Origin of the sequence: Streptomyces sp. AA4 (assembly GCF_000158875.1) — a bacterium.
Taxonomy (GTDB): domain Bacteria; phylum Actinomycetota; class Actinomycetes; order Mycobacteriales; family Pseudonocardiaceae; genus Amycolatopsis.
Genome location: NZ_GG657746.1, coordinates 255,603 through 275,472, shown reverse-complemented (window position 1 = coordinate 275,472; position 19,870 = coordinate 255,603). Strand labels below are relative to the sequence as shown.

The window sequence follows — 19,870 nt, the reverse complement described above, 5'->3', positions numbered from 1 at the left end:
CGTGAGCTGCGGGCTCACTGGTCACCTCCGGAGATCTGCACGAGCGCGCCGTGTCCGGCGGCGAGTGCGGCGCGGACGGCCGAGCCGTCGGAGTTGCCGGGCAGCCACACGACGCCGTCCGGCAGGTCGGCGACCTCGACCGGCAGGGTGATCGACCCGCGCTCGTTCGACACCCGGACCGTCGCGCCGAGCCCTTCGGCGGTCTTGGCCGAAAGCCGCGCGACCGGCGGCCGCTGGGTGCCCTTGAGGTGCGGTTCGTCGTCCTGCAGCGAGCCGTTGTCGATCAGCTGCCGCCAGGTGGCGAGCACCGCCTGCCCTGGCCCCGGTTCAGAGCGCCCCAATGTGGCATTGGGTGCGTGAGACGCACCCAATGTGGCGTTCGGTGCGTCAGATGCACCCAATGCCACATTGGGGCGGGTGCCCAGGCGAGCGAAATCGGCGGCCGCGGCGGCCGGGGTCTGGGTGAACAGGTCGGCGTCCATCTCGACGGCCAGGGTGTCGAGCACCCGGCCGTCGGAAAGGGAACCGGTGCCCTCCAGCGTGATGTCGAATTCCCGGCGGCGGCCCTCCCAGTTGAGGTAGCTGCCGGACTTCTCGACCGCCGGGGCGATCGGCAGGACCACGTCGGCCCGTTCGGTGACCTCGCTCGCCCGCAGTTCCAGACTGACCACGAAGCCGACGTTGTCGAGCGCGCGGCGGGCCAGGTCCGGGTCCGGCAGGTCGTTCGGGTCGACGCCGCCGACCACCAGCGCGTCCAGCTGCCCGCCCGAAGCGGCCTGCAGGATGCCGGTGACGTCGCGGCCCGGTTCGGCCGGAAGCTCGGCGCCCCACTGCTTGCCGACCTCGGCGCGGGCCGCCTCGTCGGCGACCGAACGGCCGCCCGGCAGAAGCGTTGGCACGCAACCGGTTTCGAGCGCGCCCCGGTCGCCGGCACGGCGCGGGATCCACGCCAGCCGGGCCCCGGTGCGGGCGGTGAGCCGCAGCAGCGCGGAGAACAGGCCGGGGATTTCCGCGGCCCGCTCGCCGACCAGGATCACCGCGCCCTCGCCGCTGAGCGCCGCGTCGACGTCGGCCGCGTGCTGCGCGATGCCGTCCACCGCTGCCGCTTCGCCGCCGGGTACGCAGGCCAGCAGTTCGCCGAAGGTCTTGCGCACCGAGGAGGTCGTCCACTGTCCCAAGTGGACAACGCGGGTGCGGTTCTTGCGGGCCGCCTTGCGCAGCCGCAGGAACACGATCGGCGCTTCGTCCTCGGGCTCGAACGCCACGCACAGCACCGTGCGGGCGTTCTCGATCTCGCTGAACGTCACGCCGGTCTCCGGCGTGGTGCCCACGACGGTCGACCCGAGGAACGCCAGCTCCTCGTCCGAATGCGCACGGGTGCGGAAGTCGATGTCGTTGGTGCGCAAGGCGATCCGGGCGAACTTCGAGTACGCGTAGGCGTCCTCGACGGTCAGCCGGCCACCGGTGAGCACCGCGCCGCCCTTGCCCTCGCGGGCCTTCAGCAGCCCGGCGGCGGCGATCCGGAGCGCGTCGGTCCAGGACGCTTCTTCCAGCTCGCCGCTGGCGTTGCGGACGAGCGGACGGCGGATCCGGTCACCGGCCTGCACGTAGCGGAACGCGAAGCGGCCCTTGTCGCACAGCCATTCCTCGTTCACCTCCGGGTCGTCGCCGGCCAGCTTGCGCTGGACCTTGCCGCGCCGGAAGTCGGTGCGCTCGGCGCAGCCGGACGAGCAGTGCTCGCACACGCTCGGCGCCGACACCAGGTCGAACGGCCGCGACCGGAACCGGTACGCCGCGCTGGTGAGCGCGCCGACCGGGCAGATCTGGATCACGTTGCCGGAGAAGTAGCTCTGGAACGGCTCGCCGCCGGTGGTGCGGGAGGCGAGGTCGAGCACGTCGGCGGTTTCCGCGGTGCCGATCTGCTGGTGCGCGCCGCGTTCGAGCAGCGCGATGAACGGGTCGCCGGCGATCTGGTCGGAGAACCGGGTGCAGCGCTGGCACAGCACGCAGCGTTCCCGGTCCAGCAGCACCTGCGACGAGATCGGCAGCGGCTTCGGGAACGTGCGCTTGGTGTCGACGAACCGCGATTCCGCGCGGCCGTGCGCGAGCGCCTGGTTCTGCAGCGGGCATTCGCCGCCCTTGTCGCAGATCGGGCAGTCGAGCGGGTGGTTGATGAGCAGCAGCTCCATCACGCCCTGCTGCGCCTTGTCCGCGACCGGCGAGGTGAGCTGCGTTTTGACCACCATGCCGTCGGCGACCGTCATCGTGCACGAGGCCTGCGGCTTCGGCATCGGACGGCCGCCCATTTCGACCTCGACCAGGCACTGGCGGCACGCGCCCGCCGGGTCGAGCAGCGGGTGGTCGCAGAACCGGGGGATGCTCGTGCCGAGCCGCTCGGCGGTGCGGATCAGCAGCTCGCCCTTGGGCGCGATGACCTCTTCGCCGTCGATGGTCAGCTTGACGTAGCCCTCGGGGACGGGGGTTTCAGCCGTTTCCGGCTTGTCGGGCGCGATCGTCATGATGCCTGCGCTCCCACCAACTCGCGCTTGTTGCTCTCACACAAGGCCAGGAACTCGTCCCGGAAGTACTTGATGCCGCTCTGGATCGGCGACACCGCGCCGTCGCCGAGTGCGCAGAACGAACGGCCGAAGATGTTGTCGCACACATCCAGGAGGGTGTCGATGTCCTCCTCGGTGCCGTGGCCCTCGACCATCCGCTCCAGGATCTGCGCCAGCCAGTACGTGCCTTCGCGGCACGGCGTGCACTTGCCGCAGGACTCGTGCTCGTAGAACTGCGTCCACTTCATGACCGCCCACGGCACCGAAACGGTCTCGTTGAAGACCTGGACCGCGGTGGTGCCGAGCATCGAACCGGCCTCGGCCGCGCCCTCGAAGTCGAGCGGGACGTCGAGGTGCTCGGCGGTGAACATCGGCGTCGACGAACCGCCCGGCGTCCAGAACTTGAGCGGGATGCCGTCCTTCATGCCGCCGGCCAGCTCCAGCAGCTCGCGCAGCGTGGTGCCGAGCGGGCATTCGTACTGGCCGGGCTTCTCGACGTGACCGGAGATCGAGTAGATCTTCGGACCGGGCGACTTCTCGCGGCCCATCTCGCGGAACCACGACGAACCGGCGTTGATGATGTACGACGCGCTCGCGATGGTCTCGACGTTGTTCACCGTCGTCGGCGCCGCGTACAGACCGGCGGCCGCGGGGAACGGCGGCTTGAGCCGGGGCTGGCCGCGCCGGCCTTCGAGCGAGTCCAGCAACGCCGTTTCCTCGCCGCAGATGTACGCGCCGGCGCCGGCGTGCACAGTCAGCTCGAGATCCCAGCCGCTGCCGAAGATGTTCTTGCCGAGGTAGCCCTTCGCGTACGCCTCGCGCGCGGCCGCGTTGAGCCGGCGGATGCAGTGCAGGGCCTCGCCGCGGACGTAGATGAAGCAGTGGTGCGACCGCATCGCGTACGAGGCGATGATGCAGCCCTCGATGAGCGAATGCGGGTCCGCCATCATCAGCGGAATGTCCTTGCAGGTACCGGGTTCGCCCTCGTCGGCGTTGATCACCAGGTAGTGCGGCTTGTCCTCGTTGGGCGGCATGAACGACCACTTCACGCCCGCCGGGAAGCCCGCGCCGCCGCGGCCGCGCAGGCCGGAGTCCTTGACCACCTGCACGAGCTGCTCGGGCGTGGCGGCCAGCGCCTTGCGCGCCGCGGTGTAGCCCTCGAGCGCCTCGTAGGTTTCGATGCGCCAGGATTCCGGGGACAGCCAGCGCTTCGTGAGGACCGGAGTGATGGGATCGGCCATTACTTCTTCTCCACTTCAGGCAGTGGGACGTCCTGCATGCCCGGGGCGGACCAGCCGCGGTCGGCCGCCAGCTGCGCGCCGCGCAGGGTCTCGACCGCCTGCGACGGGCCGTCCACCGCACTGCGGTAAGCGGCCTCGTCCTCCGGCCAGAACCCGGCGAGCTGCCGCTCCGCGCCCTTGAAGTCGGTCAGCGCCGCACCGCGCGTCGGGGCGGGCTTTTTGCCTGCCTGCAACGCATCGACGAGCGCGACCGCCTGCTCCGGCGTCTGGTTGTCGAAGTACTCGTAGTTCACCTGGAGGACCGGACCGAGGTCGCAGGCCGCGAGGCATTCCGCGTGTTCCAGGGTGATCGAGCCCGGTTCGCCCGGCGTGCCCGCGGTTTCCTCGTGCCCCAGCGGCTTTTCCGCCGAACCGAGGTGCGTCTGGAGCTTCCGGTAGATGTCGTCGCCGCCCAGCGCCGCGCACAGCGTGTTGGTGCAGACGCTCACCAGGTGCTCGCCGCACGGACGGCGCTTGTACATGGTGTAGAACGTCGCGACCGCGGTGACCTCGGCGTCGGTCAGGTCGAGATGCCGCGCGCAGAAGGCGATGCCCTCCTGGCTCACGTAGCCCTGCACCGACTGCACGAGGTGCAGCATCGGCAGCAGCGCCGAACGCGACATCGGGTAGCGGGCGATGATTTCCTTCGCCTCGCGGTGCGTGTCGGCGTCGAACACGTCCGCCGCGGGCGCGTCGGCGAGGATGCCCTCGGCAACCGCCGGGTCGGGCGCGATCGCCGCGACATCGGTGTCCGAACCTGCCGCGGCGTACGTCTTCGTCGCGTCGTGCGGTCCCGGCTCCGGGACTGCGGTCGGGTTCGTCATCGGTCAACTCCCCCCAGAACCGGGTCGATCGAGGCGATCACGACGACGAGGTCGGCGACCAGACCGCCCTCGGCCATCGCGGGCATCGCCTGCATGTTCACGAAACTCGGCTCCCGCAGGTGCACGCGCAGCGGACGGGTGCCGCCGTCGGACACCAGGTGCGCCGCGATCTCGCCGCGCGGCGATTCGACGGCCGTGTAGACCTGGCCCGGCGGCACGTGGAAGCCCTCGGTGACGAGCTTGAAGTGGTGGATCAGGGATTCCATCGACTGGCCCATGATCTTCTTGACGTGCGCCAGCGAGTTGCCCATGCCGTCGCTGCCGATGGACAGCTGCGCCGGCCAGGCGATCTTCTTGTCCTCCACCATGACCGGGCCCGGCTCGGCCATCTTCACGACCTGCTTCATGATCCGCAGGCTCTGGTGGATTTCCTCCAGCCGCAGCAGGTACCGCGCCCAGCTGTCCGCGTCGGTCGAGGTCGGCACGTCGAACTCGATCTCGTCGTAGCGCGAGTACGGCTCGGTCTTGCGCAGGTCCCACGGCAGGCCCGCGGCGCGCAGCACCGGACCGGTGACGCCGAGTTCGAGGCACGCGTCGAGCGGCAGCACGCCGACGTCCTTGAGCCGGTTCCGCCAGATCGGCTGACCGGTGAACATCTTGTCGTACAGCGGAAGCCGCTTGTCCATGATCTTGCAGAAGTCGAGGACCTTCTCGGTCCAGTCCTCGGGGAAGTCCTGGGCGAGGCCGCCGGGCCGGATGAACGCGTGGTTCATCCGCAGGCCGGTCAGGTACTCGAGCAGGTGCATGGCTTCTTCGCGCTCGCGGAAGCCGAGCGTCATCGCGGTGGTGGCGCCGAGGTCCATGCCGCCGGTCGCGATGAACACCAGGTGCGAGGTGATCCGGTTCAGCTCGAGAAGCAGCACGCGCAGCAGTTCCGCGCGCGGCGGGGCCTTGATGCCCAGCAGTTTCTCGACGCCGAGGCAGTAGCACATCTCGTTGGACAGCGGGGCGAGGTAGTCCGCGCGCGTCACGAAGGTGACGCCCTGGGTCCAGTTGCGGAACTCCGCGCTCTTCTCGATGCCGGTGTGCAGGTAGCCGACGACCGCGCGCAGCTGCGTGACCCGCTCGCCTTCCAGCTCCAGCACGAGCCGGAGCACGCCGTGCGTCGACGGGTGCTGCGGGCCCATGTTGATGACCATGCGGTCGTCGTGCTGGGCGTCGCCGAGCACCTCGTCCCAGTCGCCGCCGGACACGTGGTAGACCGGGCCTTCGGTGGTTTCCCGGACTTCCGCGTACTCGGCTTCCGTCGTTTCGTCGTTAATCGTCACGAGTACGACCTCCGCTGGTCTGGCGGCGGGATTTCCGCGCCCTTGTATTCGACCGGGATCCCGCCGAGCGGGTAGTCCTTGCGCTGGGGGTGGCCGTCCCAGTCGTCCGGCATGAAGATGCGGGTCAGGCCGGGGTGGCCGTCGAAGACGATGCCGAACATGTCGTAGGCCTCGCGCTCGTGCCAGTCCGCGGTCGCGTAGACCGGGACCAGCGACGGGACGTGCAGGTCGTCCATGTCCATGGTGATTTCGAGCCGGATCCGGCGGCGGTAGGTCATCGACAGGAAGTCGTAGACCGCGTGCATCCGCTGCGGGACGTCCACGCCGTAGTCGACGCCGGTGACCGCCATCAGCATCTCGAACCGCAGGCCCGGGTCGTTGCGCAGCACCTTGGCGATGTCGACGAGGTGCTCGCGGCTGACGTAGAAGGTGATCTCGCCGCGGTCGACGGTGGTCTGGAGGATCGCGGACGGCGGGATCTTGTTGTCCGCCAAGGCGGCCATGAACTCGTCGGCGAACTCGTCGAACCAGCCGCCGTACGGGCGCTCGGCGGGCGGCGGGCTGTAGGCGGGCAGCCGCAGGCCGCCGTACCCGGAGGTGTCCCCGCTGCCGCGGACACCGAACATGCCCTTGCGCTCGCGACCGGCGACGACCGGTTCGGCCGCGCCGGGGCCGTGCGCTTCGAGTCCGGCTTCGGGCCGCTCCGCGCTGGACTGCGGGCCGCCGGTTTCGGGAGTCTCTTCGGGGTTCTCAGGCACCGGTGCTCACTTCTTCGCGTACTTGATCGAGGACGGGATCAGCTCGGTACGGGCCCCGCTGGCCGCGCGGATCGCGGCGCGGCGGGCGTTGATCGGCTCGTCCTGGATCTTGGCGTGCAGCTTGAGGATCGCGTCGAGCAGCATTTCCGGCCGCGGCGGGCAGCCGGGCAGGTACATGTCGACCGGGACGATGTGGTCGACGCCCTGCACGACGGCGTAGTTGTTGAACATGCCGCCGGACGAGGCGCAGACGCCCATCGAGAGGACCCACTTGGGCTCGGCCATCTGGTCGTAGATCTGGCGCAGCACCGGGGCCATCTTCTGGGTCACCCGGCCGGCCACGATCATCAGGTCGGCCTGGCGGGGCGTGGCGGAGAACCGCTCCATGCCGAACCGCGCGATGTCGTAGCGCGAACCGCCGACCGACATCATCTCGAACGCGCAGCAGGCGAGGCCGAACGTGGCCGGCCACAGGGAGTTCTTGCGTGCCCAGTTGACCAGTCCCTCGAGGCTGGCCAGCAGGATGCCGTTGGGGAGTTTTTCTTCCAGGCCCATGGGTTCAGTTCCAATCCAGGCCGCCGCGCCGCCACACGTAGGCGTACGCGAACCCGACCGTCACGATGAACAGCACGATCTCCACCAGGCCGAAGACACCGAGGGCGTTGGCGTTCACCGCGAACGGGTAGAGGAACACCATCTCGATGTCGAACAGGATGAAGAGCATGGCCGTGATGTAGTAGGCCACCGGCATCCGGCCGCCGCCGACCAGCGGCTGCGGCGACGGTTCGATGCCGCATTCGTAAGCAGCGGTCTTCGCGCGGTTGTACCGGCTCGGCCCGACGAGCGGGCCCAGCAGCACGGAGAACACGGCGAACCCCGCCGCGAGCACGAAAAGCAGAACGAGCGGCAGATACACGTTGAGGCCGGGCGCCGCCGGTCCGGGATCGGCCTGCGCCAGCACGGGCACCATCAGCACGGGGTCTTCGCCATCCTTTCCGCGCCGCTGCGGTTGTTCTCGGGTGGTGGTCCGAGTCCCTCGACGCGACCCTAAGGGAGCTGGGTCACACCGCCGAGGGTCAGGGCGCCCTTACGGCCCGTGTCCGGACCACGGCACGCTTGTGAAATAGTTCACAAGCGACAAGTCGCGGTTGTGAAGCGATTCACAAAGCATGGGGGGAGTGTAGGACGTGAGTCACACTCTTGTCCCGAGGGGTTACCGACTAAGGCAGCCCTAACAGGGAGGGCACGTTCCGCAGGCCCACCCCCGCCCGCACGAGCGAGACCAGCGGTAAAGCCCCCTTGACCAACCGCGCCAAGCCAGACAGCGGACTCGATCTTGTGACGTATCACACTGACCGGCCGGACAACCCATTGCTCCACCCGGGTAACCCACCAACCGCACAGATACACCCAACGCGGGGCACCCACACCTCCCCCGCCCCCGATACGAAGCCAAAAACACGGCGCTGGGGTGCTTGTCAAGGCATCTTTCCCGCCTTGACAAGCACCCCAGCGCCGTAGTCACACTAAAAAATCGGGGTGCCCGCCTCCACACCGAGGCGCAATGTCGCCGCCAGGCGACGAGCCACCCGCCCCCCGGAGTTTCACCGAGGACTAGGCGTAACCCGAGCCAACGCGGAGATCAACCGATCCACCCCATCCCCGCCCCGAGCGTCGTAACACCCGGAAAGCCCCTTGTACACCAAGGGCAAAATCTTGTTGACCCGCAACCCGTACTTGGTAGCCGCGTGCATGATCTTCGGCTTCCCAATCAACTTGGCGAACACATTCCCCAGCCGGTAATACCCGCCCATCAGTTCGGCAACAGCCCGCGGATACCCCTCCAGCGCGCGTTCCCGAGAGGGCCCCTCCGGCCGAGCCAACGCCTGCACGACCGCCTCAGCCGCAAGCTGCGCAGACTCCATCGCCGCGGAAATCCCCTCGCCATTGAACGGACTCACCATGCCGCCCGCGTCGCCGAGCAACAGCAAACCGTTCCGGTAATGCGGCGTCCGGTTGAACCCCATCGGCAACCCAGCTCCACCGACCTTGCCGATGGCATTTTCCTCGCGATAGCCCCACTCCTCGGGCGTGCCATCGAGCCACTGCCGCAACAACGCCCGGTAATCGGTGTTTCGAAAAGCCGCCGACGTAGACAACATCCCCAGCCCGACGTTGACCGTCCCGTCGCCGAGCGGGAACGCCCAGCCGTAGCCGGGCAACAACTTGGGATCCCGAGGATCAGACCGGTCCCACAACTCAAGATGACCCTCGATAAACGGATCATCATGCTTGGGACTCTTGTAATACCGCCGGACCGCGACCCCCATCGGCCGCTTCTCGTTCTTGTCGATCCCGACACTCAACGCCAGCCGAGCCGACACCCCGTCGCAAGCCAGCACCAACGGCGCCCGATAACTGACGGGAGTCTTCTCCGGCCCAACCTTCGCCTCGACCCCGACAACCCGGCCAGACGCGTTGGTAATCGCCCCGGTAACGGTGGTCCGCTCGTACAACCGCGCCCCAGCCTTCACCGCGGTCTTGGCCAGCAGGTCGTCAAAGTCCTGCCGAGTACGCGACACCCCATACGGCGGGTAATCAGTGAGATCCGGCCAATCGAACTCCAGCGTCAGATCCCCGGTCAGAATCCGCAGCCCCCGGCTACGCACCCAGCCAGCCTCTTCACTGGTGTCCAGCCCAAGATCGATCAACTGCTTCACACCCCGCGGCGTGAGCCCGTCCCCGCAGACCTTCTCGCGCGGAAAGACGGTCTTCTCCAGCAGCAACACATCCACCCCGGCCCGGGCGAGATACGTGGCCGCGGTCGAACCAGCCGGTCCCGCCCCGACCACGATCACTTCGGCGTCGTGGTCCGGGCTGCGGCGCGAAGTCGTCATGCACTCGAAAATACAGCGTGGCGCAGCCACTCCATTGAGGGCGGTGGAGGGGAGGAAGGCGGAGTCAGGCAGGCTTGCGCGCGCGATGGATCGCGACGACGCCGAAGGTGAGGTTCAGCCACTCCACCTCGGTCCATCCGGCGCTCGCGATGATCTCGCCGAGCCCGCGCTGATCGGGCCAGGCGAGCATCGATTCGGCCAGGTAGGAGTAGGCCTCGGGGTTGGTCGAGGACCGGCTGCCGACCCAGGTGAGCAGCTTGAGGATGAACCGCCGGTAGACGAACCGGATCGGGGCGAAGGTGGGCGTCGACACCTCGCAGATCACCAGCCGGCCGCCCGGTTTGACCACCCGCAGGATCTCGGCGAGCGCGCCCTTGGTGTCGACGAAGTTCCGCAGCGCCAGCGAGATGGTGACGGCGTCGAAGCTGTTGTCGGCGAACGGCAGGCACATCGCGTCCGCGGCGACCATCGGCACCTTCCGGTGCAGCCCCGCCCTGAGCATCCCGACGGAGAAGTCGGCGGCGAGGCACCAGGCTCCGCCGCGTGCGTACTCGACGGTGGACACCCCGGTGCCCGCCGCCAGGTCGAGCACCTTCTCCCCCGGTTTGGCGTCCAGCACGCGCGCCGTGGTGGTGCGCCAGCGCCGGTCGAACCCGAACGTCATGAACGAGTTCGCGCGGTCGTAACCGGACGCGACGCCGTCGAACATCGCGGCGACTTCGTGCGGATCCTTGTCCAGGCTCGCTCGGGGCATGGGACCGAGATTAGTCCGTCCGTGCCGCGCGGTCGCGCGGGAGCAGGACGCTGGCCGCGACCAGCCAGACGAGCCCGCCGAACCGGCCGACCGGGATCAGCGGATACAGCGCCGGGGCCAGCAGCGACAGCGAGGCGAGCACCGCCGCCGCGGCGACGACCAGCCCGGCGATCGACATCCAGCGCGGCAACAGGTTCAGGAACCACGCCGGCACCGCGAGCCCGGCGATCAGCAACGCCAGCGGCACCACGAAGCCCGGGCCGCCGGACGCGAACGCGAGGCTGGTCAGCGCCCGCGCCACCGCAGGCGTCTCGCTGGACTGCGCGGCGGTCCAGGTGATCAGCCCGCTCATCGCGAGCGCGGCCGCGGCCAGCAGGCCGCCGGTCAGCCCGATCACCGCACCTGGAGCCGCGACCCCGAGCCGCCGCTGTCTGCGATAGACCGTCGCGGCCCAAATCGCCAACGGAACCGACGCGCCGAACACCGCGAACGCGAGCAGCCGCACGACGCCCTGGTTGCCGACGAGATACGCGGCGACCTCAGCCGCGCTGGAATCCGGCCGCGTCCCCGCCGCCCCGAGCACCGCCGACGCGACGGTCAGCACCCCGAACGCGAGCGCCGGTGCCAGCAACGGCGGGCCGCTCTGCTGCCGAGTCACGGTCGTCATGGCAAACCTCCAGGTCAATTAGTTTCACTACTATAACGATTACACTGGTGTAATGGATTGTCAAGCGATACGGTTCAGGGCATGCAAGGACCCCCGGCCTTCGGCAGCGCCTTCCTCCTGGCCCAGCTGGGCGCCCACGCGACCCAGCGCTTCGCCGAACGCGTCGCGGACCTGGGCCTGACCCCGCCGCAGACCGGACTGCTTCGCGCGATCGCGCGGCGGCCCGGCGAAAGCCAGCAGGTGCTGGCCGCGGAACTGGGCACGCCGCCGACCCGGCTGGTCGCCCTGGTCGACGGCCTGGAGCAGCAAGGCCTGATCGAACGCCGCCGCAATCCGCAGGACCGCCGTCTCTACGCGGTCTTCCTCAGCGACAAAGGCCAGGAAACGATGGCCGAACTGGGCAAAGCCGCCGCGGCGCACGAGGACGAGCTGATGTCCGCACTGTCCACAGAGGAACGTGCGACCCTGCGCGACCTGCTGGCCCGAGTGGCCGAGGACCGCGGCCTCACGCCCGGCATCCACCCCGGCTACCGCGGCTAGTCGTCCGTGAAGGACTCCTTGAGGGAATCTGATTCCCTCAAGGAGTCCTTCACGGACCTTCCGCAGCGTCAGCCGAGTGCGGCGAGCATTCCCCGCACCGAGTTCGGCCAGGCGAATTCCTCCGCCCGCGCCCTCGCGGCCGCTCGTCGGAGCTCCTCCGGGCTGTCCAGCAATCCGGTCACCGCGCTGGCAAAGGCGGGCGCGTGATCGTCCACCGCCGCCCCGCACCCGGGCCGCACGATCTCCCGCAGCGCCGACGACGCCGAAACCACCACCGGCGTCCCCGAAGCGAGTGCCTCCAACGCCGCCAGCCCGAATGTCTCATGTGGACCCGGCGCCAGCGAAACGTCCGCGCTGGCCAGCAATCGAGCCACTTCTCCGCGCCCGGACAGAAAACCCAGGAACGTCACCGGCAACCCCCGAGCCCGCCTTTCCAACGCTCGCCGCCGCGGTCCGTCGCCCGCGATCACCAACCGCACCCTGGCCCCGGATTCCGTCAGCTCGGCGACCGTATCCACGCTCCGCTCAACGTGTTTCTCCGGCGACAACCGCCCACAATGGACAATCAGGGCGTCCGCTCCGCCGGCCAGCGTCGACCGCCACCCGGAATCCCGCATCGACGGCGCGAAGGTCGCCAGATCGACCCCCAACGGCACCCGCCGGACGTTCGGCGCGGCAATCCGTTCGAACTCCGCGTGCGCGAAGGCAGTCGTGCACACCACCGTGTCGTACGACGCCGCCATTCGCCGGTTGGCGACGTCCGCGACGTGCCGGGCCATCGCCCCGGGCAGCAAAAACTGCTCCAGCAACCGGTCCAGCCGCTCGTGCGAGATCACCGTGCTGGGCACGCCGTTGCGCCGCGCCCAGACGCCCATGCCCCGCAACGTCAGCCGGTCGGACACCTCCAGCCGATCCGGCTCCAGCCGCCGCAACACCGAACGGACCCGCTGCGGATCCACCGCGCGATAGCCGCCGGTGCCCGGAATCTGCAAGGCAGGCAACGAATACCGGCACACCCCGCTCGGCAGGGTTTCCACCGCGTACCGCCGGCCCGGCACGACCAGCGTCACGCGATGACCGCTCGCGACGTACCCCGCGCCGAGGTGGTTCAGCGCGGTCCGCAACCCGCCGGACCGAGGTCCGTAGAAGTTCGCCAGCTGGACGATGTGCATGGCTCAAGCCGCACGCGCGACTCGGCCCTGCACCGCTTCGTAGTGCCGGACCAGCTCCCGGCACACCGCGGGCCACGTCCGGCCCAGGACCACTTTCCGCGCCTTCTCGCCCAGCCGGGTCCGCAACGCCGCGTCCCGCAGGTCGTCGACCTTGGAAACCAGCGCCGGACCGAACGACTCCCGGTCGGCGGGAAGCAGGTAGCCGGTCCGGCCCGGCAAGACGAGATCCTTCGGGCCGCCCGCGTCCGGCGCGAGCACCGGCAGCCCGGACGCCATCGCCTCCTGCACCGCCTGACAGAACGTCTCGTGCGGTCCGGTGTGCACGAAAACGTCGAGGCTCGCGTACGCGACCGAAAGCTCGTCGCCGTACTTCGCCCCGAGGAAAGCCGCGCCAGGCAACCGTTCCCGCAACGCCGGCAGCTCCGGTCCGTCGCCGACGACGACCACGCGCACGCCCGGCATCCCGGCCAGTGCGGTCAGCCGGTCGACCTCCTTCTCCGGCGCGAGCCGTCCGACGAACCCGACGAGCAGTTCGCCGTTCGGCGCGAGTTCCGTCCGCAGCGCCGGGTCCGCGTGCGCCGGGGAAAACCGGCTGACGTCCACGCCGCGCGCCCAGCGGTGCACCCGCGGAACCCCGTGCAGTTTCAGCTGTTCGATCGAGTCCGACGACGGCGCGAGCGTCCGGTCGGCCCGCGAGTGCAGGCGGCGCACCCAGCGCCAGGCCGCCCGCGCGCCGATGCCGAAGCCGTACGACGTGGCGAACCCGGCGATGTCGGTCTGGTAGACGGCGATCGACGGCACGCGCAGCCGTCTCGCCGCGGCGAGCCCGCGCGCGCCGACCACGAACGGCGAGGCCAGGTGCACGACGTCCGGGCCGAAATCGGCCAGCGCGGTCAGCACGGTGCGCGTCGGCAGGCCGATCGGCAGCGAGTTCACGCCGGGGAAGTCCAGCGCCGGAATGCGGACGACCGGAGCGCCGCGGTAACTCGCCGGACCCGGTCCCGGCGCGACGACCAGCACGTCGTGCGCGGATTCGACCAGGTGCTCGACGACCCGCAGGACGGAATTCGTCACGCCGTTCACCTGGGGCAGGAAACTTTCGGTGACTATGGCGACTCGCACGGCGTCACTGTCGCAAAACCGCAGGCAGGGCGGGCCAATCCCGCGTAACCGACCGGCCAACGGTGGCGAAACACTGCGCAGCGTCCGCGTCCCGGCGCCGACTGTCGAAGAATTCGCCACGACATGTCATCTTCCGGTCGCGTCCCGGACACCAGGAACGCCCAGACTAAGCAGGCATGACCCTCTTGTCCTCCAGGCCGTCGCGGCCCGTGGAACCCGGGCTGCTCTCCCGAGCGCTCGAGGTCGCGGGGCGGCTGGCGAACGACGCCACCGACGTGATCACCGCGACCGCGGGCCGCGGCGCGCACCCGGCGACGCTGGATTCGCCGTTCGACTGGGTCACCGACACCGATCGGATCCTGGAACGGCACACCCGGCGCGTGCTGACCGCGGAGTTCCCCGGAATCCCGGTGGTAGGCCACGAATTCGGCGCGGACCACGGCGCGGACGTCGCGGAGTACCGCTGGGTGGTCGATTCCGTGGACGGCACCGCGAACTACGTCGCCGGCGTGCCGTGGTGCGCGTACAGCCTCGCCCTGGTCGACGCGAGCGGCCCCGTGGTGGGCGTCGTCGCCGACCCGTACCGGGCACAGATCTACGCCGCCGCGCGCGGACGCGGCGCCCGGGCCAATGGGAAACCGCTGAGGCTGGTGGACCGCACGGGCACGGCCGGCGCGATCGTCTGCACCGAACTGGCGCGCAAGGGCCCGTGGCCGGGAATGGGCGAGTTCATCGAACGCGCGGCGGCCGCCCACGCTGGCGTGCGGGTGCTGGGGTCGGCCGCGCTGTCGATCGCCCAGGTCGCACTGGGCCACGCGGCTGCGGCGGTGTTGCACAGCTACCACGAATGGGACGTCGCGGGCTCAGTTGCGATGGCCATCGAGGCGGGCGCGGTCGTGCTCGACAAGCACGGGGAAGACGCCGCCTTGCCTACGGATGGGCTGCTGGTCGCCGCGCCAGGGGTCGCCGACGAGGTGCTCGGCTGGTGGCAGGAAACCGCCGGTACCTGATGCCTGAAGTACGTGAGGGGAACCCTGAGGGACTCAGAGTCCGTGAAGGTTCCCCTCACGGACAGTGCCGAGCCGCCCGGGCTACACCTTCGCGGGCACCGGCTCCGGAGCGGCCGCGGACCGGTCCCGCTTGATCAGCCGACGCAGCCACCACAGCAGCGGGCCCGCGACCAGCCACGTGATCAGCACCGTCATCCCGACCGGCAGCAGCGTCAACGTGGCGGTCCGGCCGGCGACGCGGGTCAGGTCCGGGTTGGTCGCGTCGTACTCGATCGCCACCAGCTGACCGGCGGCGAGACCCGACGGGTACAGCACCCCGGTCGCCGGACTGTGCACGATGCCGTCCGGGGTCTGGTACTGGATGATGGTGCGGTCGAAGGCCACCGACTCGACCGTCGCGTTGGCCGTGCCCAGATGCGCCTCGATCGCGCTGTCGTTGCGGAACGCGGCGAAAACCAGGCTCACGCACATCACGGTGAGCAGCACAGCGACGCCCAGCACCGCGAACCACGCGATCCGCCGTGCCTTCACCCTCCTGGCTGCCACACCGAGAGTTTAGTCGGGTACGCCGACCAGCCGGGCACGCGGCAGCCAGTGCGCCCGGTACAGCACGTGCAGGCAGTCGCTGTTCACCAGCTCTCCCGCCGACCCGTACAGCTCCGTGCACGCGTGGTGCGCCGTTTCCTCTCCCGGCGCCGAACCGGGCGCACGGAACGCGAGAGCGAAAAAGTACTCAGCGGTATGGCGGAAAACCGCCGCGCTGCCGGTGAGGAACATCGTGTCCGCGTGAATCCGGTCGTACAGCCGGTCCCGGGTCCGCCAACACGGCCACTCCACCGGACGCCGATCCGCCGGGACCCGCACGGTGTGCGGCCGGGCCGGACCGAGCGCCGCCCGCAGCCTCGGCCACTGCGAAGGACGCAGCTGCGCGGTGTGGTGGCTCAGCACCAGGTCCAGCCGACGACCGGTGAACTCCGGCTCGGCGGGAGTGCGGCTCGCCCGCAACGGCAGGTGGATAACCGTGTGCCGAGACCGTGCCGCCAGCAGCCACAGCACGCCGATCCGATACGCCGCGCGGCGATCCACGCACATCCCCGGCCACGGGCCGTTTTCGTACAGCACGGCGGTATCCAGCGCGGGATCCGGGCGCAGCACCCGCCACTCCCGGCCGTCGAGCCGAGCGTGGCGGAGCTGCGCCCGCACTTTCAGGGCCACCGAATCCTCCTCCTGGAGAGCGGAACTCTCCAGGATCCCGCGGCCAGCAAGCGAATTTCAGTGCCGCCCGGCCTCCGCCAGCGCGCGGTGGTTCGCCTGGATCTGGTCCCACGCCTTCGGCTTCGCCGGAACCGCCGCGAACGCCTTCGCCGCCGCGACCGTCCCATTAGGACCGACCGCGGGCTTGCCCTTCGTGAACAGCCAGGTCTGGAACAGCGCCTGCAACGGCTTGCCCGACACCTTCTCCGCGAGCGCCACGAAGTCCGGGATCACCGCCGCCTTGCCCGCTTTGGCCGTCTGCCACTGCTGGAGGATCGAGAAGAACGCCTGGTCGCCGACCGTGGTGCGCAGGGCCTGCACGGCCATCGCGCCCCGGTCGTAGACGGCGCGGTCGAACTGCTTCGGCTCGCCCGGGTCGCCCGGCAGGACCTGCCAGAACGGGTCGTCGGCGGCGTAGGAGTCGTACGCGTACTGGGCGAGTTCCGCGGTCGTGCCCTCGCCCTGGTGCTCGGACCACAGGTACTCGGCGTAGGACGCGAAGCCCTCGTTCAGCCAGATGTCGCTCCACTTGCCCAGCGAAACGTTGTCGCCGAACCACTGGTGTGCGTTCTCGTGCGCGATCAGCGTGGTGTTGGAGCCGGCGGCGAAGTTGCGCGCGCCGTAGGTCGGCCGGGTCTGGTTTTCCAGCGAGAAGCCGATCCCGCTGGTCACGACGCCGCCCTCGGCCTCGAACGGGTACGGCCCGAACTGCGACGCCAGGAACTCGTCGACCTCCGGCGTCCGCTCCACGCTCGCCTTGGCCGCGTCGAGCGAATCGCCGAGATCCGCGCCGTAGGCGGTGATGAACGGTTTGCCGTCCGGCGTGGTGGACTGGACCACGTCGTACTTGCCGACGATGAACGACGTCAGGTAGGTCGCCTGCGGTTTCGTGCTGCGCCAGTTCCACCGCGTCCAGCCGGGGCGCTTCTTGGTCTTCTTCACGAGCGTGCCGTTCGAGATGGCGGCGAGCCCGTCCGGAGCCTCGATCGACACGTCGTAGGTCGCTTTGTCGGTCGGGTGGTCGTTGGAGGGGAACCACCACTGCGCGCTTTGCGGCTCGTCGATGCCGAGCGCGCCGAAAGCGCCCTTCTTCCACGTGTTCAGGCCGCCGACCTTCTCCGTCGACGGGCTGTCGGAATAGCTCACGACGACTGTCGCGGACTGGCCCCTGAGCAGCGGCTGCGCCGGGGTGATCACCAGCTCGCCGTCGCCGTTTTGATTGGCGAACTGCGCGGGCCGGTTGTTCACCAGCACCTCCGACGCCTTGAGCGCGAAGTCCAGGTCGAAGCGCGACAGGTCCTGGGTGGCGGTGAGCAGCAGCGTCGTGGTGCCCGACAGGACGTCGGTGTCCGGCTGGTAGCTCACGCGGATGTCGTAGTGCTGCACGTCGGTGCCGCCGTTGCCGGCGTTCGGGTAGTACGGGTCGCCGACGCCGGGCGCGCCCGGTGCCGGGACCGCCGAAGCGGTGCCTGCCAGCAGCACCGTCGCGACTCCAGCCGCAACCGCCCCGATTCCGGCCCGAGTTCTCGATCGCATGGTTCCTCCAAGGTGGCCAATGCGACCGAACGTATCCACGCCAGCACTTCACAGGTACGTCCGAACGACGGGTTCTTACCCACTGGGAAGATCACCCGGATTCGGCGATCCACCACGCGACGGCGATCGGAATGCCGTACAGGATCGGGCCCGCATACAGCCCCGGCCACGGTCCCCAGCCGCGCCGCGCGGCCAGCCCGGCCATCGCGAACGAACCGGCGATGGCGGCGAGCCAGCCGACCCACGGCAGCGTCAAGACCGCCTGCTGCCCGGCGGAACTGCAGATCGCCCGGCTGTCCCCGGCGAAGCAATCGTCGCCGGCCAGCACCAGAAACGACGAGAAGTACGAGCACACCAGCCCGATCAGGGCCAGGCCCGCCACCGCCGCGCTGAACCAGGCCCACCGGCCTCGCGGGCGCAGGTCCGCCTCGTTCAAGAACTCCCCCATTTTTCACCGGCCCCCCGCCGGTTAAACCGTCCCCACCGCTTGCGCGACCGCCGACTTCAGCCGCGCGTGGAGATTCCGGTGCTGCGCCCGGTCGACCCGGACCTCGACGACCCGCAGGCCCGGCGCGGGTCGCAGCGCGGCGCGGAACTCCTCGACCGTCTCGGCCACGACGTGCGGCACCCGGTAGCCCGCGCACAGCGCACCCAAATCCGCGCCGTGCGGGGTGCCGAAGACCCGCTCGAAGCTCGCCGAGTGTTCCGGCGCACCCTGTTCCAGCAGCGAGAAAATCCCGCCGCCGTCATCGTTCAGCACCACGATCGTCAGGTCCGGCAGTTGCTCCGCGGGCCCGGTCAGCAGGCCGGACGCGTCGTGCAGGAACGTCAGATCGCCGAGCAGCGCGTACGACGGCGCGCGGTGCACGGTGGCCGCGCCGATGGCCGTCGACACCGTGCCGTCGATCCCGGCGACGCCGCGGTTGCGGTGCACCAGGACGTCCGGACGCAACCGTCCGGCCAGCGCCACATCACGCGTCGGGTTCGAGGAGCCGACCACCAAGAGCGCGCCTTCCGGCAACGCGTCGACCAGCTCGGTCGCCACCCGTACGCCGCTCGGCCACGGCTCGGCGGCCAGCGCCGTCGCGACCGCTTGGCTGGCCGCGGCGTCCGCGCGCTGCCAGCTCGCCAGCCATTCCGGGTCGGCGGGCTTCGTCGGTTCGGCGAACCACTGCCCGACCTGGCGGACGTTGTGCGCGGGCGCGGGCCAGTCCGAATCCGGGCGCACCAGCAGCACCTCGACCTCCGGGTCCGACAGCACCTTCTGGACCTGCCGGAACACCGTCGGACGGCCGAGGCACAGCACCTGCTCGGGACGGTGCCGCGAGATGAATTCCTCCACGCCGAGCAGCCACGCGCCGGACGACATCGCGGTCGCGCCGGACAGGCCGAGCCCGCCGGTCTCCGAAACCACCGGCCAGCCGTGCTGTTCGGCCCATTCGCTGGCCGCCTGCGCGCCGGTGTCGCACGCGATCACCAGGCCGTGCCGCGCCGAGGGCACCACGAACGACGGCAGCGCGCCGAAGTCGGGCAGTTCGGTCCAGCGTTCGCCGTCCGGACGGCCTTCGAGCGATTCGTACCACTCGCCGTCGTCGTCGAGATCCGGCACGAGCGGCTCGCGGAACGGGATGTTCAGGTGCACCGGCCCGCAGCGCCACTCGCCGTACGCGGCGTTCCACGCGCGGCAGATCTGGCTGCGCCAGTAGGAGTTCTGCCCGGCGCGGCGTTCGGCGACGGCCAGCTCGTCGAAGTAGCGGACCGCGTCGCCGTACAGCTCGTACTGGTTGATCACCTGGCTCGCGCCCGCGGAACGCAGCTCCGGCGGACGGTCGGCGGTGAGCACGATCAGCGGCACGCCCGCCCGGTCGGCCTCCAGCACGGCCGGGTGGAAGTTCGCCGCCGCGGTCCCGGAGGTGCAGACCACCGCCGCCGGACGGCCGGTGCGCGCCGCGATGCCGAGCGCGAGGAACGCCGCGCCGCGCTCGTCGATGCGGACGTGCAGCTGCAGGCGTCCCGAAGCGGCGGCGTCGTAGAGCGCGATGGACAGCGGCGCGTTGCGAGATCCTGGACACAACACGACGTGCGACACCGTGTTGCGGACGAGTTCGTCGACGATGACCCTGGCCTGCGCGGTGGACGGGTTCACCGGCAGGCCCCGGTTAGCGCACCG

General features: G+C 69.8%; 19 protein-coding genes. 2 read left to right on the top strand and 17 right to left on the bottom strand.

Annotated features, from left to right (window positions below; all coding sequences use genetic code 11):
• Positions 1 to 14: 14 nt before the first annotated feature.
• From SSMG_RS01340 to SSMG_RS01295, 10 genes are all read right to left on the bottom strand, one after another.
• A complete protein-coding gene (locus SSMG_RS01340; RefSeq protein WP_009072062.1) occupies positions 15 to 2,519 on the bottom strand; it encodes an NADH-quinone oxidoreductase subunit G in 2,505 nt (834 codons plus the stop codon).
• Positions 2,516 to 3,799, bottom strand: a complete 1,284-nt coding sequence (nuoF, locus tag SSMG_RS01335) for an NADH-quinone oxidoreductase subunit NuoF (RefSeq protein WP_009072060.1) — start codon at positions 3,797 to 3,799, stop codon at positions 2,516 to 2,518. Before nuoF ends, SSMG_RS01340 begins: the two co-directional genes overlap by 4 nt.
• The gene (gene nuoE / locus SSMG_RS01330; protein WP_009072058.1) at positions 3,799 to 4,662 is read right to left on the bottom strand and encodes an NADH-quinone oxidoreductase subunit NuoE; all 864 of its coding nucleotides are present in this window, start codon (positions 4,660 to 4,662) and stop codon (positions 3,799 to 3,801) included. Before nuoE ends, nuoF begins: the two co-directional genes overlap by 1 nt.
• On the bottom strand, positions 4,659 to 5,984 hold the full coding sequence (locus tag SSMG_RS01325) for an NADH-quinone oxidoreductase subunit D (RefSeq protein ID WP_199786128.1): 1,326 nt from the start codon (positions 5,982 to 5,984) through the stop codon (positions 4,659 to 4,661). The genes nuoE and SSMG_RS01325 overlap by 4 nt, the downstream gene beginning before the upstream one ends.
• Positions 5,985 to 5,986: 2 nt before the next feature.
• Entirely contained in the window at positions 5,987 to 6,748 is a 762-nt protein-coding gene (locus SSMG_RS01320) for an NADH-quinone oxidoreductase subunit C (protein WP_009072054.1), read from the bottom strand.
• Between the two features lie 6 nt (positions 6,749 to 6,754).
• Complete coding sequence (locus SSMG_RS01315; protein WP_009072052.1) at positions 6,755 to 7,303, bottom strand: NADH-quinone oxidoreductase subunit B family protein; 549 nt, start codon at positions 7,301 to 7,303, stop codon at positions 6,755 to 6,757.
• A gap of 4 nt (positions 7,304 to 7,307) precedes the next feature.
• A complete protein-coding gene (locus SSMG_RS01310) occupies positions 7,308 to 7,718 on the bottom strand; it encodes an NADH-quinone oxidoreductase subunit A (RefSeq protein WP_037716414.1) in 411 nt (136 codons plus the stop codon).
• A gap of 634 nt (positions 7,719 to 8,352) precedes the next feature.
• Positions 8,353 to 9,645 (bottom strand): geranylgeranyl reductase family protein, encoded by a 1,293-nt coding sequence (locus tag SSMG_RS01305; RefSeq protein ID WP_037712197.1) that lies wholly within the window; start codon positions 9,643 to 9,645, stop codon positions 8,353 to 8,355.
• A gap of 64 nt (positions 9,646 to 9,709) precedes the next feature.
• Positions 9,710 to 10,399: a demethylmenaquinone methyltransferase gene (locus SSMG_RS01300; protein ID WP_009072045.1), complete on the bottom strand. Its 690-nt coding sequence runs from the start codon at positions 10,397 to 10,399 to the stop codon at positions 9,710 to 9,712.
• A 10-nt stretch (positions 10,400 to 10,409) separates the two neighbouring features.
• Positions 10,410 to 11,066, bottom strand: a complete 657-nt coding sequence (locus SSMG_RS01295; protein ID WP_009072043.1) for a hypothetical protein — start codon at positions 11,064 to 11,066, stop codon at positions 10,410 to 10,412.
• A gap of 81 nt (positions 11,067 to 11,147) precedes the next feature.
• Here SSMG_RS01295 and SSMG_RS01290 point away from each other — a divergent pair, with 81 nt between their 5' ends.
• On the top strand, positions 11,148 to 11,606 hold the full coding sequence (locus SSMG_RS01290; RefSeq protein WP_037712194.1) for a MarR family winged helix-turn-helix transcriptional regulator: 459 nt from the start codon (positions 11,148 to 11,150) through the stop codon (positions 11,604 to 11,606).
• A 68-nt stretch (positions 11,607 to 11,674) separates the two neighbouring features.
• Here the strand turns inward: SSMG_RS01290 and SSMG_RS01285 are convergent, their stop codons facing one another.
• Positions 11,675 to 12,778, bottom strand: a complete 1,104-nt coding sequence (locus tag SSMG_RS01285) for a glycosyltransferase (RefSeq protein WP_009072037.1) — start codon at positions 12,776 to 12,778, stop codon at positions 11,675 to 11,677.
• Positions 12,779 to 12,781: 3 nt separating this feature from the next.
• Positions 12,782 to 13,900: a glycosyltransferase family 1 protein gene (locus tag SSMG_RS01280; RefSeq protein WP_009072036.1), complete on the bottom strand. Its 1,119-nt coding sequence runs from the start codon at positions 13,898 to 13,900 to the stop codon at positions 12,782 to 12,784.
• Positions 13,901 to 14,076: 176 nt separating this feature from the next.
• Between SSMG_RS01280 and SSMG_RS01275 the strand changes: the two genes are divergently transcribed.
• Complete coding sequence (locus SSMG_RS01275) at positions 14,077 to 14,910, top strand: inositol monophosphatase (protein ID WP_009072033.1); 834 nt, start codon at positions 14,077 to 14,079, stop codon at positions 14,908 to 14,910.
• An 81-nt stretch (positions 14,911 to 14,991) separates the two neighbouring features.
• Here SSMG_RS01275 and SSMG_RS01270 read toward each other — a convergent pair whose 3' ends face one another.
• The 5 genes from SSMG_RS01270 to menD all read right to left on the bottom strand — a co-directional run bounded on the left by SSMG_RS01270 (position 14,992) and on the right by menD (position 19,846).
• Positions 14,992 to 15,456, bottom strand: coding sequence for a DUF3592 domain-containing protein (locus SSMG_RS01270; RefSeq protein ID WP_009072032.1), 465 nt, complete (start codon positions 15,454 to 15,456; stop codon positions 14,992 to 14,994).
• 9 nt (positions 15,457 to 15,465) lie between these two features.
• On the bottom strand, positions 15,466 to 16,125 hold the full coding sequence (locus SSMG_RS01265) for a hypothetical protein (RefSeq protein WP_050788105.1): 660 nt from the start codon (positions 16,123 to 16,125) through the stop codon (positions 15,466 to 15,468).
• A 57-nt stretch (positions 16,126 to 16,182) separates the two neighbouring features.
• Positions 16,183 to 17,700, bottom strand: coding sequence for a M1 family metallopeptidase (locus SSMG_RS01260; RefSeq protein ID WP_009072028.1), 1,518 nt, complete (start codon positions 17,698 to 17,700; stop codon positions 16,183 to 16,185).
• A gap of 91 nt (positions 17,701 to 17,791) precedes the next feature.
• Positions 17,792 to 18,148 (bottom strand): hypothetical protein, encoded by a 357-nt coding sequence (locus SSMG_RS01255; protein WP_009072026.1) that lies wholly within the window; start codon positions 18,146 to 18,148, stop codon positions 17,792 to 17,794.
• A gap of 21 nt (positions 18,149 to 18,169) precedes the next feature.
• Positions 18,170 to 19,846, bottom strand: coding sequence for a 2-succinyl-5-enolpyruvyl-6-hydroxy-3-cyclohexene-1-carboxylic-acid synthase (gene menD, locus SSMG_RS01250; RefSeq protein ID WP_009072024.1), 1,677 nt, complete (start codon positions 19,844 to 19,846; stop codon positions 18,170 to 18,172).
• Between the last annotated feature and the right edge of the window lie 24 nt (positions 19,847 to 19,870).

Excerpts from the sequence above, each read along its gene's own strand:
- SSMG_RS01340 (WP_009072062.1), bottom strand. The coding sequence starts at position 2,519 with ATGACGATCGCGCCCGACAAGCCGGAAACGGCTGAAACCCCCGTCCCC.
- nuoF (WP_009072060.1), bottom strand. The coding sequence starts at position 3,799 with ATGGCCGATCCCATCACTCCGGTCCTCACGAAGCGCTGGCTGTCCCCG.
- nuoE (WP_009072058.1), bottom strand. The coding sequence starts at position 4,662 with ATGACGAACCCGACCGCAGTCCCGGAGCCGGGACCGCACGACGCGACG.
- SSMG_RS01315 (WP_009072052.1), bottom strand. The coding sequence starts at position 7,303 with ATGGGCCTGGAAGAAAAACTCCCCAACGGCATCCTGCTGGCCAGCCTC.
- SSMG_RS01310 (WP_037716414.1), bottom strand. The coding sequence starts at position 7,718 with ATGGTGCCCGTGCTGGCGCAGGCCGATCCCGGACCGGCGGCGCCCGGC.
- SSMG_RS01305 (WP_037712197.1), bottom strand. The coding sequence starts at position 9,645 with ATGACGACTTCGCGCCGCAGCCCGGACCACGACGCCGAAGTGATCGTG.
- SSMG_RS01300 (WP_009072045.1), bottom strand. The coding sequence starts at position 10,399 with ATGCCCCGAGCGAGCCTGGACAAGGATCCGCACGAAGTCGCCGCGATG.
- SSMG_RS01295 (WP_009072043.1), bottom strand. The coding sequence starts at position 11,066 with ATGACGACCGTGACTCGGCAGCAGAGCGGCCCGCCGTTGCTGGCACCG.
- SSMG_RS01290 (WP_037712194.1), top strand. The coding sequence starts at position 11,148 with ATGCAAGGACCCCCGGCCTTCGGCAGCGCCTTCCTCCTGGCCCAGCTG.
- SSMG_RS01285 (WP_009072037.1), bottom strand. The coding sequence starts at position 12,778 with ATGCACATCGTCCAGCTGGCGAACTTCTACGGACCTCGGTCCGGCGGG.
- SSMG_RS01275 (WP_009072033.1), top strand. The coding sequence starts at position 14,077 with ATGACCCTCTTGTCCTCCAGGCCGTCGCGGCCCGTGGAACCCGGGCTG.
- SSMG_RS01260 (WP_009072028.1), bottom strand. The coding sequence starts at position 17,700 with ATGCGATCGAGAACTCGGGCCGGAATCGGGGCGGTTGCGGCTGGAGTC.
- SSMG_RS01255 (WP_009072026.1), bottom strand. The coding sequence starts at position 18,148 with ATGGGGGAGTTCTTGAACGAGGCGGACCTGCGCCCGCGAGGCCGGTGG.